This is a genomic window from Shinella sp. AETb1-6, from assembly GCF_009826875.1.
Lineage (GTDB): Bacteria > Pseudomonadota > Alphaproteobacteria > Rhizobiales > Rhizobiaceae > Shinella > Shinella sumterensis.
On sequence record NZ_WUMM01000004.1, the window covers coordinates 209,782 to 223,746 of the forward strand.

The 13,965-nt window shown below is 59.8% G+C and carries 13 protein-coding genes and 1 tRNA gene; 10 read left to right on the forward strand and 4 right to left on the reverse strand.

The features are described 5' to 3' along the window. The first annotated feature begins 59 nt into the window (after positions 1–59). Complete coding sequence (locus GR158_RS25085) at positions 60–206, forward strand: hypothetical protein (protein WP_167718995.1); 147 nt, start codon at positions 60–62, stop codon at positions 204–206. A 167-nt stretch (positions 207–373) separates the two neighbouring features. Then, positions 374–3,043, forward strand: a complete 2,670-nt coding sequence (ppdK, locus tag GR158_RS08785; RefSeq protein WP_160870783.1) for a pyruvate, phosphate dikinase — start codon at positions 374–376, stop codon at positions 3,041–3,043. A gap of 3 nt (positions 3,044–3,046) precedes the next feature. On the opposite strand, the gene GR158_RS08790 is transcribed toward ppdK, so the two are convergent. Continuing rightward, a complete protein-coding gene (locus GR158_RS08790) occupies positions 3,047–3,301 on the reverse strand; it encodes a hypothetical protein (RefSeq protein WP_160870784.1) in 255 nt (84 codons plus the stop codon). A gap of 111 nt (positions 3,302–3,412) precedes the next feature. Continuing rightward, positions 3,413–3,793 (reverse strand): hypothetical protein, encoded by a 381-nt coding sequence (locus tag GR158_RS08795; RefSeq protein ID WP_134648849.1) that lies wholly within the window; start codon positions 3,791–3,793, stop codon positions 3,413–3,415. Positions 3,794–4,139: 346 nt separating this feature from the next. On the opposite strand from GR158_RS08795, the gene GR158_RS08800 reads away from it, so the two are divergent. Further along, positions 4,140–5,045 (forward strand): DUF1499 domain-containing protein, encoded by a 906-nt coding sequence (locus GR158_RS08800; protein ID WP_160870958.1) that lies wholly within the window; start codon positions 4,140–4,142, stop codon positions 5,043–5,045. 13 nt (positions 5,046–5,058) lie between these two features. Here GR158_RS08800 and GR158_RS08805 read toward each other — a convergent pair whose 3' ends face one another. Together GR158_RS08805 and GR158_RS25305 are read right to left on the reverse strand one after the other, a co-directional pair. Then, positions 5,059–5,994 carry an MBL fold metallo-hydrolase gene (locus GR158_RS08805; RefSeq protein ID WP_160870785.1) on the reverse strand — a complete coding sequence of 312 codons (936 nt, stop codon included), beginning with the start codon at positions 5,992–5,994 and terminating at the stop codon, positions 5,059–5,061. Positions 5,995–6,002: 8 nt separating this feature from the next. Further along, on the reverse strand, positions 6,003–6,299 hold the full coding sequence (locus tag GR158_RS25305) for a cupin domain-containing protein (RefSeq protein WP_160870786.1): 297 nt from the start codon (positions 6,297–6,299) through the stop codon (positions 6,003–6,005). Between the two features lie 217 nt (positions 6,300–6,516). Between GR158_RS25305 and GR158_RS08815 the strand changes: the two genes are divergently transcribed. From GR158_RS08815 to GR158_RS08845, 7 genes are all read left to right on the forward strand, one after another. After that, positions 6,517–6,591: transfer RNA gene (locus tag GR158_RS08815), tRNA-Gln, on the forward strand. 210 nt (positions 6,592–6,801) lie between these two features. Then, the gene (locus GR158_RS08820; RefSeq protein ID WP_134648846.1) at positions 6,802–8,085 is read left to right on the forward strand and encodes a nucleotide sugar dehydrogenase; all 1,284 of its coding nucleotides are present in this window, start codon (positions 6,802–6,804) and stop codon (positions 8,083–8,085) included. After that, a complete protein-coding gene (locus tag GR158_RS08825) occupies positions 8,085–9,071 on the forward strand; it encodes an NAD-dependent epimerase/dehydratase family protein (RefSeq protein WP_134648845.1) in 987 nt (328 codons plus the stop codon). The genes GR158_RS08820 and GR158_RS08825 overlap by 1 nt, the downstream gene beginning before the upstream one ends. Positions 9,072–9,090: 19 nt before the next feature. After that, positions 9,091–10,818, forward strand: a complete 1,728-nt coding sequence (locus GR158_RS08830) for an ABC transporter ATP-binding protein (RefSeq protein WP_160870787.1) — start codon at positions 9,091–9,093, stop codon at positions 10,816–10,818. Positions 10,819–10,916: 98 nt separating this feature from the next. Continuing rightward, entirely contained in the window at positions 10,917–12,011 is a 1,095-nt protein-coding gene (locus GR158_RS08835; RefSeq protein WP_160870788.1) for a glycosyltransferase family 4 protein, read from the forward strand. Continuing rightward, on the forward strand, positions 12,008–13,156 hold the full coding sequence (locus GR158_RS08840; protein ID WP_160870789.1) for a glycosyltransferase: 1,149 nt from the start codon (positions 12,008–12,010) through the stop codon (positions 13,154–13,156). The genes GR158_RS08835 and GR158_RS08840 overlap by 4 nt, the downstream gene beginning before the upstream one ends. Then, positions 13,153–13,965 (forward strand): glycosyltransferase, encoded by an 813-nt coding sequence (locus tag GR158_RS08845; RefSeq protein WP_160870790.1) that lies wholly within the window; start codon positions 13,153–13,155, stop codon positions 13,963–13,965. Before GR158_RS08840 ends, GR158_RS08845 begins: the two co-directional genes overlap by 4 nt.

Here is a 13,965-nt window from a genome sequence, read left to right on the forward strand (position 1 = left end):
CTCCAGTGCGTTTAAAGCCGCCTGCCGATTTGCAGCGCATACGCAATTGGGGATCACACGTGAACAGAAACGCACTCTACATGATCATCGGCGCCCTTATCGTCGTGGTGGCCGGGTTCGCTTACTATGCCTATCAGCAGGAAAAGAAGCCGGACGGGGTGGAGATCAAGCTCAACGACCAGGGGCTTTCGATCGAGGGCAATTGACGCCGGCGCGTGACCCATGATGCCGTGTCACGCCTTTTCCCGTCTTCGTCAACGCTATATTGCATTGCCGTCGCATTTTTGACGCAGTGCAGCATAATTCCTATCCTGCCGCGTTTTCAAAGGGATGCACTTCCTGTAGATTGCGGACGCGCATGTGGGAGGCGTTGATGGAGAAGTGGGTCTATACCTTTGGGGATGGCCGTGCCGAAGGCAGTGCGGAAGATCGCAACCTGCTCGGCGGCAAGGGCGCGAACCTGGCCGAAATGTGCAATCTCGGCCTGCCGGTGCCGCCCGGCCTCACCATCGTCACCGATGCCTGCAACCACTATTACGAGAATGGCCGCACGCTGCCTGAAGGCCTGAAGGATCAGGTCCGCGCCGGCCTGCGCCGGATGGAGGCCATTACCGGCCGCGTCTTCGGCGACACGCAAAAACCGCTGCTGCTTTCGGTCCGTTCCGGCTCGCGGGCCTCCATGCCCGGCATGATGGACACCGTTCTCAATCTCGGCCTCAACGACGCGACGGTCGAGGGACTGGGCCAGGATGCCGGCGATGCGCGTTTTGCCTGGGACAGCTACCGGCGCTTCATCCAGATGTATGGTGACGTCGTCATGGGCCTCGATCACGAGGTCTTCGTCGAAATCCTGGAGGACGAGAAGGGCCGGCTCGGCCACGAGCACGACACCGAGCTTTCGGCCGGAGAATGGCAGGAGGTCGTCGCCCGCTACAAGGAGGCCATCCGCGAGGAACTGGGCGAGGACTTTCCGCAGGCCCCGGAGATCCAGCTTTGGCGTGCCATCGGCGCCGTCTTCGCGAGCTGGATGAACGCGCGCGCCGTCACCTACCGCACGCTGCACAATATCCCCGCCGTCTGGGGCACGGCCGTCAATGTGCAGGCCATGGTGTTCGGCAATCTCGGCAATTCCTCCGCGACGGGCGTTGCCTTCACGCGCAATCCCTCGACGGGCGAAAATGCGCTCTATGGCGAATTCCTCGTCAACGCGCAAGGCGAGGATGTCGTCGCGGGCATCCGCACGCCGCAGAACATCACCGAGGAAGCGCGCATCGCGTCGGGCTCCGACCGGCCGTCGCTGGAAAAGCTCATGCCGGAGGCGTTCGGCGAGTTCCGCGCCATCTGCGACAAGCTGGAGCGGCACTACCGCGACATGCAGGACCTCGAATTCACCATCGAGCGCGGCAAGCTCTGGATGCTGCAGACCCGTGCCGGCAAGCGCACCGCCAAGGCCGCCCTGAAGATTTCCGTCGACATGGCGACGGAGGGGCTGATCAGCCAGGGCGAAGCCGTCAGCCGCATCGATCCCGCGTCATTGGACCAGCTTCTGCACCCGACCATCGATCCGCGCGCCCGCCGAGACGTCATCGGCTCCGGCCTGCCGGCCTCGCCGGGGGCTGCGACCGGCGAGATCGTCTTCACCTCGGAAGACGCGGTGAAGGCGCAGGACGAGGGACGCAAGGTCATCCTCGTGCGCGTCGAGACGAGCCCGGAAGACATTCACGGCATGCATGCCGCGCAGGGCATCCTCACGACACGCGGCGGCATGACCAGCCATGCGGCGGTCGTCGCGCGCGGCATGGGCACGCCCTGCGTCTCCGGCGCCGGCACGCTGCGCGTCGACCTGCGCAACGAACTGCTCGTCGCCCATGGCGTGACGCTGCGCAAGGGGGACGTCATCACCATCGACGGCTCGTCCGGCCAGGTGCTGAAGGGCGCGATCCCCATGCTCCAGCCGGAACTCTCGGGCGATTTCGGCCGCCTCATGGAGTGGGCCGACCGCACGCGCCGCATGAAGGTGCGCACCAATGCGGAGACGCCGGCAGACGCGCGCGCCGCGCGCTCCTTCGGTGCCGAGGGCATCGGCCTTTGCCGCACCGAGCACATGTTCTTCGAGGGCAGCCGCATCAACGTGATGCGCGAGATGATCCTTGCGGAGGACGAAGCCGGCCGCCGTGCCTCGCTGGAAAAGCTCCTGCCGATGCAGCGCTCCGACTTTGCCGAGCTGTTCGAGATCATGCACGGCCTGCCCGTGACCATCCGCATGCTCGATCCGCCGCTGCACGAGTTCCTGCCGAAGAGCGACGAGGAGATTGCCGAGGTCGCCACGGCCCTGTCCATCGAGGAGGCGGTGCTGCGCCGCCGCGTCGATACGCTGCACGAGTTCAACCCCATGCTCGGCCACCGTGGCTGCCGCCTTGCGATCTCCTATCCCGAGATCGCCGAGATGCAGGCGCGCGCCATTTTCGAGGCCGCCGTGGAAGCGGCGAAGAAGACCGGCGCGGCCGTGGTGCCGGAAATCATGGTGCCGCTTGTCGGACTGAAGGCCGAGCTCGATTATGTGAAGGGCCGCATCGAGGCCGTCGCCAGGGCGGTCATCGCCGAGAGCGGCGTGACGATCGATTATCTCGTGGGCACGATGATCGAGCTGCCGCGCGCGGCGTTGCGGGCCCATGTCATCGCCGAATCCGCGGAGTTCTTCTCCTTCGGCACCAATGACCTGACGCAGACCACCTTCGGCATCTCGCGTGACGACGCTTCCGCCTTCCTCTCGACCTACATCCAGAAGGGTATCGTCGAGCAGGACCCGTTCGTGCAGCTCGATTTCGACGGTGTGGGCGAACTGATCCGCATTGCCGCCGAACGCGGCCGGCGCACGCGCAACGACCTCAAGCTCGGTATCTGCGGCGAGCATGGCGGCGACCCGGCGTCGATCCATTTCTGCGAGGATGCGGGGCTGGATTACGTGTCGTGCTCACCCTTCCGCGTGCCGATCGCGCGGCTTGCGGCTGCCCAGGCGGCGTTCACCAACGGCAAGGCTTGAAGATCAGCGGCGATAGGTCCGCACGACATAGACCGGCTGCGACATGAACAGCGCCTCGCGGCTCGCCGCGCGCAGTTCCGCCCGCCGGTCGAGATCGATGCGTTGCAGGCAGGCCGCGAACGCATCCGTGCGCGGCCGGAAGCCATAGGAGACGCAGCGGTTTTCGTCGGAAGCGCGAATTTCCTCGGCCGTCTGGCAGCCGGCCAGCACAAGCATCACCGTGGCGAGGGCGATCAGGCGGGATGATATCGGTGACATGCTCTGGCTCCGGCGATCAGTTGCTGGCTTGACTTAGGCGAGCGCCGCCGTTTCGGCAAGACCAGGCGCATTTCCAGCCGAAGCGGGGCCGCTTCGGCATAGGCCAATGCTCTAGATCCGTTCCAGCACACCGATGAAGGCATCGGCGAAGCGCTTGAGGCCGGCCGTGTTTTCATCGGGGTTTTCCACGCGAATCGACGATGCCTCCGCGTCGAGCAGGGCAAAAACCACTTCCAGTGCGCCGTTCTCGCCCTTGGGCACGCGCAGCGCGGCGATGCGCTGGCAATCATCCGCGAGGCCGGATGCCGGCAGTTCGAACAGGAAATCGCCATCGAGCTGGCTGGCGGCGGTTCGCACGGCATCGGCGAACGCATCCGCATCGCCGGAAAAGCCGTCGAGGGAAAGCTCCAGTTCCAGAAGTTCGAGCGGGAGGGCGGTCTCGCCGTTCGTGGCGGCGGTTGTGGTGTCGGCGGCTGTCGGCGTCGGCAACATTGTCTTTCTCCTGAGGCGACCCGGCAAGAATGAAAGCGGCCTGCACCCGGAATCGCGTAAAGATGAACTACCCCCGTCCCGGGAAAGTTCGTTAAGGAGCGTGGCAATTTTGCGGCAGGCGCGTTTTCCTGCCATCTGTTGCCGCAGGACAACATCTGATCCCGCTTATCTGGCGGATGGAAAAATGCGCCTCCCTGCGCTAGGGAAGGGGAGCCGCGGGCTTTCCGCCGGCCTATCCCGTTCCGGCGCGCGGCCCTCTCGCATCCGGAACGGCGTGAAACAGGAAGAGGCGCTTGCGGTGGACGAGTTTCACCGGCGCGCATCGGCATTCGGTGAGGCCATGGCGATCACGATCCAGTACGAACGGCCCGTTTCCTACGCCGCGCAGTGGGCGCGCCGCCTGTCGCTGTTTTCCTGCGCGCTGTTTGTCGTCGTTGTCGCGGCACACCGCTTCGGCCCGCTGACGACGCCGCATTTCCTGGTGCTTGCCTCCTTCGCCTGCGGCGTGGCGGCCCTCGCGGTCCTGATGGCGGCTGTCGGGCTTGCCCGGCTCTGGCATGTCGGCGCGCGCGGCGGCAAGGCCTCGCTCACGGCGCTGTTCTTCGCGCTCCTGCCGCTCGGTGTCGCGGCCGCCGCCGTCTATTCCTACATCTACAAGCCCGCCCTCTACGATGTCACGACCGATACGAACGCGCCGCCGCCGTGGATAATCGAGCCGGCCGCGGACAAGGGCTGGCCGGCCCGCGCCCACACGATCACGCCGCAGGACCGGCAATTGCAGCTCGATGCCTATCCCGCCCTGTCCGGCCGGCGCTACGAAGGCGCGCTCGATCGCGTCTATCAGGGTGTGCGCAAGGTGTCCGACGCCTACGGCATCAGGATCGTCGCGGAAGACGGGATCGACAACATCCTGACCGATCTGGAGGATCTGGCCGTCGATCCCGCAAAGGCGGGGCAGGGGGCCGAGGCGCTGGGCGAGGTGCCGATCCCCGAGGCGCGCCCGCTGGAAACGCCGCTGACGCCGCATGCCGGCAGCTCGGGCGATGTGCTGGTGCAGGGGGAATGGCGCAGCCTGGTCTTCGGCCTGCGCTTCGATGTCGTCATCCGCCTGCGCGAGGAAGCCGAAACCACGCTGGTCGACATGCGCGCGGCCTCGCGCACCGGCGGCCACGACCTCGGCATCGGCGCGGACGTGGTGGAGGGCTATCTGAAGGCGCTCGACGCCGAGTTGCTCGGCATCGCCGGCGACTGATCCCGGCGACTGATCAGAGGCCCGGCGCCGGGAAATAGAGGCCCGAAAGCGAGGGCGCGCCGTCCGTCACCACCTCGCCGCGGGCGACGAGATCCTCCAGATGCGCCAGCACCGAGAGCGCGGCTGCGCCATGCAGGCGCGGATCCGTCTCGCGGTAGATGACCTTCACCATGTCCGCAATCAGCCGGTCGCCCGCACGGATGCGCTCGCGCACCGCCCGCTCGCGCATGCGCCGGTGGGTCCGCAGGCCGCGCAGGAACGCCGCCGGTTCCGTCACCGGTCCGCCATGGCCGGGAAGATAGAGCCGGTCGTCCCGCTCCAGCAGCCGCTCGAGCGAGGCCATGTAATCCGCCATGGCGCCATCCGGCGGCGCGACGATGGAGGTCGCCCAGGCCATGACGTGGTCGGCCGAGAAGACGATGCCGTCGGGCCCGTCCAGCGCGAAGGCCGCGTGGTTGGCCGTGTGGCCGGGGGTCAGAAGCGCCGTCAGCGCCCAGCCGTCGCCTTCCACCCGCTCGCCATGCGCCAGCGCGATGTCGGGCACGAAATCGATGTCGGCGCTTTCGGCGAAGGGATTGCTCTCGCCGGCATGCAGCGGCCGCGCGGCGCGATGCGGCCCCTCCGCGACGATGACGGCGCCCGTCTCGGCCTTCAGGCGGCGGGCAAGCGGCGAATGATCGCGATGCGTATGGCTGACGGCGATATGCGTGACCTCACGCCCGGCAAGTGCGGCCATGAGCGCCCGGAAATGCGCCTCGTCCTCCGGCCCGGGATCGACCACCGCCACGGAGCGGTTGCCGACGATATAGCTGTTGGTGCCGTGGAAGGTGAAGGGGCTCGGATTGTTGACGGTGATACGCTGCACGCCCGGCGCCACCGCAACGGCATCGCCATAGGCTGGCCTGAAATCACGCTCGAAATGCGGGCTCTCGTCCTTGTCGTCACGCACGGCAGGTATCACTTGTACTCGATCTCGATGAAGCTCATCGGCGTGTCGCCGCCATTGACGACATTGTGCGCCACGCCCGCCTCGCGGCGATAGACGGCGCCGGCCTTTGTCGGCACGCGCCGCGCGCCCGCCTCGTCCTCGATCAGGAAGTCGCAATCCGTCATCGGCACGACGACATAGCCGAGGCCATGGACGTGATGGCCGGTATCCGCACCCGGCTCGAAATCCCACCGCGTGATACGCACCATCGCATCATCGAGGAGAACGGTGGGAACGGCCGGCGGACGGGCGCGGAACTGGGACATGAGGGCTCCTTGCGGGATTGGATGCGGGGACGGAAATGCACGGGCGCGCTCGCGCGCAAAGCCGTGCAGGCGGGGCCGGCACAAATCCTACCGCCCGCCACCCGCCCTTGCCAAGCACCAAGCCCGCAGAGCCGCGGCTCGGCACAAGATAATCGCAGAAAAGCCGAACATAAGCATTGTCCACGCCCCCCCGCTTTGCTATCAGGCTCCCGCAAGTTGGGGCGTCGCCAAGCGGTAAGGCACCGGTTTTTGGTACCGGCATTCCCAGGTTCGAATCCTGGCGCCCCAGCCATTTCTCATTTGTCAGGCGAAACCAGATTTCCAGCGGTTTGTGCCGGCTGGGCAGGGGCCATGCCGTTGGCAATCTCGCCGAACTGAAAGGTTTTTGGTATCGAGCGGAAAGGGCTTGCAACAGGGCCATTCATCCGACGGCAAGCTAGCTTTCTTTGACGATATCGTTTAGGTGCACGCAAGGTCTGGTGGCAGAAAATATGAGGATGACATGGTGGCCCGAAAGATTGCCGTTATCGGTCTCGGATATGTCGGTTTGCCGGTCGCTGTGGCGCTAGCAGAGAAGTTTCCCTTCGTCGTGGGATTTGACGTCAAGAAGTCCCGCATCGAGGCCCTCAAAGTGGGCGAGGATGTGACCGGTGAAGTCGACGGTGCGGTACTCAAAAGGTCATCTCTGCAACTGACGTATGAAATTGCCGACGTGAAGGATTGTGACTTCTATATCGTCGCGGTTCCCACGCCCATTGACGACAATCGCCAACCGGACCTCGCTCCCCTCATTGCAGCGTCCAAGACGGTGGCTTCGGTGCTCAAGGCCGGCGATATCGTCGTTTTCGAATCGACCGTGTTCCCAGGCGCGACCGAGGATGTCTGTGGTCCGATTCTTTCCGAGATTTCGGGGCTCCGACAAGGTGTGGACTTCAATCTCGGCTACTCGCCAGAGCGTATTAATCCCGGTGACAAGAAGCACACTTTCAAGACGATCACGAAGGTCGTGTCGGGAGACACCGCGGAGAGCTTGGATGAGATTGCCGCTGTTTACGAAGCGGTCGTCGATGCCGGCATCTACAAAGCCTCGTCGATCAAAGTGGCCGAAGCCGCGAAGGTCATTGAAAATACCCAGCGCGACCTGAACATCGCGCTCATGAACGAGCTAGCGATCATCTTCGAGCGCATGAACATCCGGACCAGCGAAGTCCTGGCCGCCGCCGGTACCAAATGGAATTTCTTGCCGTTCACTCCTGGTCTTGTCGGTGGGCACTGTATCGGGGTCGATCCCTATTATCTGACCGCGAAGGCCGAGTCGCTGGGATACCACCCACAAGTCATTCTGTCGGGACGACGTATCAATGACGGCATGGGCGCTTTTGTGGCCCAGAAAATGATCAAGATGCTGGTCGCCGGAAAGCGCCCACTGAATGGTGCTCGAATTGGTATTCTGGGGCTCACTTTCAAGGAGAATGTTCCTGACCTACGGAATAGCCGTGTGCCAGATATCATCAAGGAATTGCGGCAGTTCGGCATCGAGCCCATTGTGCACGACCCGCTGGCCTCCGCCGAAGAGGCCCTTGAAGAGTACGATGTTTCATTGAAGCCTCTCGCTCAGTTCGATCAATTGGATGGATTGATCCTTGCGGTTCCGCACGAAAGCTACGTTAGGGATTTCAACTCCTACATTGCCAAGGTCGCAGAGGGTGGTGTCATCATCGATATCAAATCGGTTCTCGACAAACAGATTCTCGACGCCTCGAACCGCCTGAACTGGAGCCTCTGATGAACAAGGTTTTTGTAACGGGAGCTGCAGGCTTCATCGGCTTTCATACCGCGCTTCGCTTGCTTGAACGCGGTGAGATTGTAGTCGGTTATGATGTTGTCAACGACTACTACGACCCGACGCTCAAGTATGCGCGGCTGGCGGAACTTGCGAAGTTCGAGAAATTCACATTCGTCCGTGGCGATATCTCGGACAAGGCGGCGATGGAAAAAGTCTGGAGCGAGCAGGGACCGTTCAAGCGCGTTATTCATCTCGCAGCGCAGGCAGGAGTGCGCTATTCCCTTGAGAATCCCTATAGCTATATCACAAGCAACTGCATGGGCCATGTCACGGTACTCGAGATGTGCAGGCATACTGAAGGCTTCGAGCATCTTGTCTATGCGAGTTCAAGTTCCGTGTATGGGGGGAATAAGGAATTGCCTTACTCCGTCCAGCACGACGTTAACCGCCCAATTTCGCTTTATGCGGCGACGAAGCGCTCAGACGAGTTGATGAGCCATTGCTACAGTCATTTATTCGGCCTGAAGCAGACCGGCTTGCGCTTTTTCACTGTCTACGGCCCTTGGGGCCGACCCGATATGGCACTTTTCATTTTTGCCAAGGCAATCGCCGAAGGTAAGAAGTTGCCCGTTTTTAACGGGGGGCAGATGAAGCGCGATTTTACATTCATCGACGACATCGTTACCGGCATCGTTGCCTGCCTGGACACCCCCCCTGATCCTGGAAAGGTCGATCCTCCAGCCCGGGTGTTCAATATCGGCAATACGCGAAGTGAAGACCTCATGGACTTTATTGCGATCATTGAACGGGAAATGGGGCGCAAGGCAGATATCGAGTACTTGCCGATGCAGCCTGGAGACATTGAAGCGACGTACGCCGATGTGACCGAGACAACCGAGGCTGTCGGCTATCGGCCGACGACCAGTATCGACGAAGGCATTCCGAAGTTCGTTTCTTGGTTCAAACAATACCATAATATCAACTGAGCTTCTCATGTTTGGGCAAATGCACAAGATTTACAGCCTGCTGACAAAGCGGCAAAGGCTTCAGGCTGCTGTACTTTTTGCATTGACGACCTTCGTGGCAATGTTTGAGCTGGTAGGCGTCGCATCGATATTGCCCTTCATGGCCGTTCTGTCGTCCCCGGACACGATAACGACCAACAAGATTATCAAAGGCGTCTATGACATATTAGGATTTTCTTCCTCAAGAAGCTTCCTGATATTTTTGGGGATTCTGACATTTGCTTTGCTAATGTTGGGAAATGCCGCGAAGGCCGTCAGCAGTTGGGCCAGCAACAGATTTTCTGGACGCTGGGGACACAGCATTTCTATCCTGCTATTCGAGCAGTACCTGAATCAGCCGTATATTTTCTTCATTGAGCGCAATTCCTCTGAATTGAGGAAACTCGTCCTTGGTGAAGTCCAGATTCTGATCAGCAGCTACCTCATCCCGGTTCTGGATGTGCTGTCGCGCTCACTTATCTGCATCGCGGTTATCGGGCTGATCTTCATTGCTGACCCGATCCTGGCCATCGCGACAGTGCTGGTGCTTGGCGGAGCCTATGCCCTCGTTTACATCTTCATTCGCAGATGGTTGTCACGCATCGGAATGCTTCGTTCTAACGCCCAGACGATCCGGCACAAGATTGTCAATGAAGCATTGCAGGGAATCAAGAATGTAAAACTTACCGGGCAGGAAAGTCTATATGTGAAGCTCTTCGAGCGACCTTCGCGGGACCAGATCCGTGCGAATGCCTTGGCCGTGATGGCAGCTGAGTTGCCGCGATACGCCCTTGAAAGTTTTGCCTTCGGAGGCCTGCTGTTCGTTGTCCTGTATAAGCTTTCGCAAACCAGCGACTTGCAGGGAACGCTCCCCATTGTCACGCTTTACGCCGTGGCGGGATATCGCCTGATGCCGAACTTCCAGGCCATTTTCTCGTCTGTCACCAAGATTCGCTTCAACAGCATAGTGCTGACGCGCATACACCAAGAATTACATGCGACGCTGCCAACTTCCGGAAGGCATCCGGTCGATGATCGCCAACCCCGCCTGCCGTTCGAACACAGTATTGTGCTTAAGAACGCAAGCTTCTCTTATAACGGGGCGCTACGCCCCGTTTTTCGAGATTTTAACCTGACAATCCGTGCCAACTCGATTGTCGGCATCGTCGGGAAAAGTGGCGCGGGAAAGACAACTCTTGTGGACGTGCTGATCGGCTTGTTGCAGCCGACGGGAGGGGAAATCTTCATCGACGGAGTTAAGCTGGGGCCGGAAAACGTAAGGGCGTGGCAGAAGAACGTCGCTTATGTCAGCCAGCACATCTATCTTTCCGACGATTCCATCCGGAGGAATATCGCATTCGGCGTACCCGATAGTCAGATTGATGAGAAACGATTGCAGGAGGCCATAAGGTTAACGGCCCTGCAGGAATTCGTAGAGAACGATCTTCCAGAGGGGCTGGATACACTGCTAGGTGAGAATGGCGTGCGCTTGTCTGGGGGGCAAAGGCAGCGTGTGGGAATTGCTCGGGCACTTTACCTTGACCGTCCTGTGCTTGTTTTGGATGAGGCCACGAGTGCGCTTGATATGGACACGGAGAGGGAGGTCATGGCTGCAATCAACAATATTGGTCACAGCAAGACTGTAATCATGATTGCTCATCGGCTGGAGTCGCTGTCGGCAGCAGATGAACTTATAGATTTGTCCGGTTCGTCCAAGCAGGTGGATTGAGGAAGGCCCGCGCATGTGTCGACTGGGAGCGCTAACGATCGTTCGCCGAGGCGTTACACGGCCGTTCTATTGTGGTCCGAACGAATAACGGAGTGGTAATGCGAATCCTGTTCTTGGTCGGTTCTTTGCGCATGGGCGGGGCAGAGCGCGTGGTCAGCCGGTTGGCAAATTATTGGAGCCAAAAGGGCTTTCAGATCTGTGTTGCGACAGTTCGTGAAGAAGCAAGCGACTTTTATAAGCTGGAACCGGAGATTGCCAGAGTAGCATTCGATCTCGGGTATTCAGTTCGCCGCCGGCATCAGCGCTACATAAAATACTTCAAGACCATTTATGCTACTGGAAAGGTAATCCGGGAATTCAAGCCTGATGTCGTCATCAGTTTCGTGACGGGCATAAATTTCCGCGCCCTCGCTGTAAAGCCGTTCTTCTCCATGCCGTTCATCATTTCGGAGCGGACCAACCCGGACAAGCAGAAGATAAACGCTCGGGGCGCGCGCATTCGCCGACTGATCTACCCATTTGCGGATAAGGTCGTTTTCGTGAGCGAAGGCGTGAGACAAGCTTATCCGTGGCTCGATGACCAAAAGAAAGCGGTCATTTACAACCCCGCTATCCGATTGCCGGCGACGGTTACCGATCGGGTTGCCGAAAAGACGATTGTGACCCTCGGTCGACTAAACCAGGTCAAGGGTCATGACATGCTGATCGACGCGTTCAACAGGATTGCAGGAACCTACCCGGATTGGCGTCTGCGCATCTATGGTGAAGGTGATTATCGTCCGGACCTTGAACGACAGATTGCGCAAAGCCCGTACGGTGACAGGATCACTCTGGAAGGCTTCACACGGACGCCGGAGACGTGTCTCAAGTCCGCTGGCATGTTCGTCCTGTCTTCAAGGCATGAGGGATTTCCCAATGCACTTGTAGAGGCAATGAGCATGGGGTTGCCCTGCATCAGCTTCGACTGTCCCTTCGGCCCCGGCGAACTAATTGACCATGGTAAGAATGGTCTTCTTGTCGAGGCCGATAACGTGGAAAAACTTGCCGAAGCAATGGAGAGTATGATCTGTCATCCGCAACAGCGTGAAGCCATGGGACGGGAAGCGACGTCGGTCAGCCGGAGGCTGAATATAGAAGCGATCGCGAGCGAATGGGAGACGCTCATTCGCTCGCTTATTGCCGAAAGATCATGACCTTTAAGTCTGTTAACGACCGTTCGACCGTCGTTGTGGTGACCAACCTCGCCAGAGGGGGCGCACAACAGATTGCCTTGGCATTTGCCCGGCATCTTGAAACGACCAACAATCTTATCGACGTCTTGCTGCTTGATCCGACACGTCAGGCTTTGAATGAAGCCAAACCATTTCGGGTAAGAGGGATACTGGGTACGATTGGCCACAAGTTGCTTTATCCAGTCTGCATATTCGCCTTGGCTCTCCGGCTTCGCCGCTCGAAGCCAGCGATAGTCTTAAGCACATTGCTTGTTGCGAATGTCGTCACGTTGCTTGCCGCCCGGCTTGCATTTGGCAAGCGTGTTTTATGCGTTATCAGGGAAACCACAACGATCGGAGCAAGATCAAGGCGCGGCGGCGGATTGGGTCGTCTGCTGTGCCAACTCGCCAAGTGGGTGTATCCGCTTGCGGATGCCGTAATCGCTCCTTCGGAGGGAGTAGCGCAAGATCTCGTTGGAAATCTAGGCCTGCCGCGCGGAAAGGTCCATGTCCTGCTCAACCCGACCATAGACGAAGGGTTTCATGGCAGATCAGTCGAAAAGGCCGCGTATCGCTTTCAACATGAGACAGCAGGACCCCTTTATGTCGCATGCGGTCGATTAGGTCCCGAAAAGGGATACGATGTTCTCCTTCGGGCTTTTGCCGATGTTCATCATCGCGTTGCCGGTGCGCGTTTAATCATCATGGGGGAGGGAACTCTCCTGGCCGAATTGCAGGCCTTGGCATCGATCCTCGGCATCTCCGCAGCGGTCGACTTTGCCGGCTATGTCACCAATCCCTTGCCTATCATTCGCCAATCGAATGTATTCGTTCTTGCCAGCCGATGGGAAGGCTTGCCGAACGCGCTTATCCAGGCACTCGGTTGTGGCACGACGCCAGTAGCCACAGACTGCCCGAGCGGGCCGAAGGAGATTCTTGAAGATGGACGCTACGGCTATCTTGTTCCGGTCGACGATGTCCCGGCACTATCAACTGCGATGGTGACGGCATGGCAGTCGCCCATGCCTGCGAATGTGCTTAAAGCCCGGTCGGAGGATTTTTCAGAGCAGCGTGTGTTCGCCCAGTACGAGACTCTCGTTGGAAACTTGATGAGAGGTCGCGTATGAAATTGTGTGTGTTGATGGCGACATATAATGATGAGCGGTATCTACAGTCTGCTTTGGACAGCATTCTCAATCAGACCTATACCGATTTCGAATTACTGGTCGTTAACGACGGCTCAACCGATCGTACGGTCGATATATTGCAGCACTGCGCGGCACGCGATGCGCGAATCAGGGTTGTGAATTGTGAAGCCAATGGTGGGTTGGCGCGCGCGCTTAATATCGGTCTTGCGCAAACCCGCGCACAGCTCGTCGCGCGAATGGATGCCGACGATATTGCGTTGCCTCAGCGTCTCCAGAGGCAGATGGATTACTTGCAGGCGCATCCCGAAATCGACGTCCTGGGCACTTTCTCTGAGGACATAGATGAAAGTGGGCGGCGAACGGGTCGTATCAGGCGCATGCCGGTGGGCGTTCGCAAAAACGCCGATCTTGTTTGGACCAACCCGGTCATCCACCCGACGGTTGTCTTCCGAGCGGATAAGATCAAGCAACTGGCCGGATACGATGAAACACTGCGCCGCCGGCAGGACTATGATTTGTGGTTTCGGGTGGTCGCCAGCGGAATGAAAATCGATAATCTGCCTGAGGTTCTCCTGCTGTATAGGGAAACGGCTGAGACCTTTCGCAAGAACAGCGCCACGGCCATGTGGCAGCAGGCGAAGATAGGACTTAGGGGGTGCCGCAAGATCGGCGCTGGCCCTGTCGCCTACATGGGAGTCGTCGTTCCGCTGATAACAAGCCTGTTGCCTTTGTCTTGGCGGCGAGTCGCCAAGCGCGTTTTGAGTAAAGTAGATCCGAGAGGGAGTTGA

Coding starts and splice junctions, on each gene's coding strand:
- GR158_RS08795 (WP_134648849.1), bottom strand. CDS start 3,793: ATGTTGCCGACGCCGACAGCCGCCGACACCACAACCGCCGCCACGAAC.
- GR158_RS08835 (WP_160870788.1), top strand. CDS start 10,917: ATGCGAATCCTGTTCTTGGTCGGTTCTTTGCGCATGGGCGGGGCAGAG.
- GR158_RS08825 (WP_134648845.1), top strand. CDS start 8,085: ATGAACAAGGTTTTTGTAACGGGAGCTGCAGGCTTCATCGGCTTTCAT.
- GR158_RS08840 (WP_160870789.1), top strand. CDS start 12,008: ATGACCTTTAAGTCTGTTAACGACCGTTCGACCGTCGTTGTGGTGACC.
- GR158_RS25305 (WP_160870786.1), bottom strand. CDS start 6,299: ATGTCCCAGTTCCGCGCCCGTCCGCCGGCCGTTCCCACCGTTCTCCTC.
- ppdK (WP_160870783.1), top strand. CDS start 374: ATGGAGAAGTGGGTCTATACCTTTGGGGATGGCCGTGCCGAAGGCAGT.
- GR158_RS08820 (WP_134648846.1), top strand. CDS start 6,802: ATGGTGGCCCGAAAGATTGCCGTTATCGGTCTCGGATATGTCGGTTTG.
- GR158_RS08830 (WP_160870787.1), top strand. CDS start 9,091: ATGCACAAGATTTACAGCCTGCTGACAAAGCGGCAAAGGCTTCAGGCT.
- GR158_RS08845 (WP_160870790.1), top strand. CDS start 13,153: ATGAAATTGTGTGTGTTGATGGCGACATATAATGATGAGCGGTATCTA.
- GR158_RS08790 (WP_160870784.1), bottom strand. CDS start 3,301: ATGTCACCGATATCATCCCGCCTGATCGCCCTCGCCACGGTGATGCTT.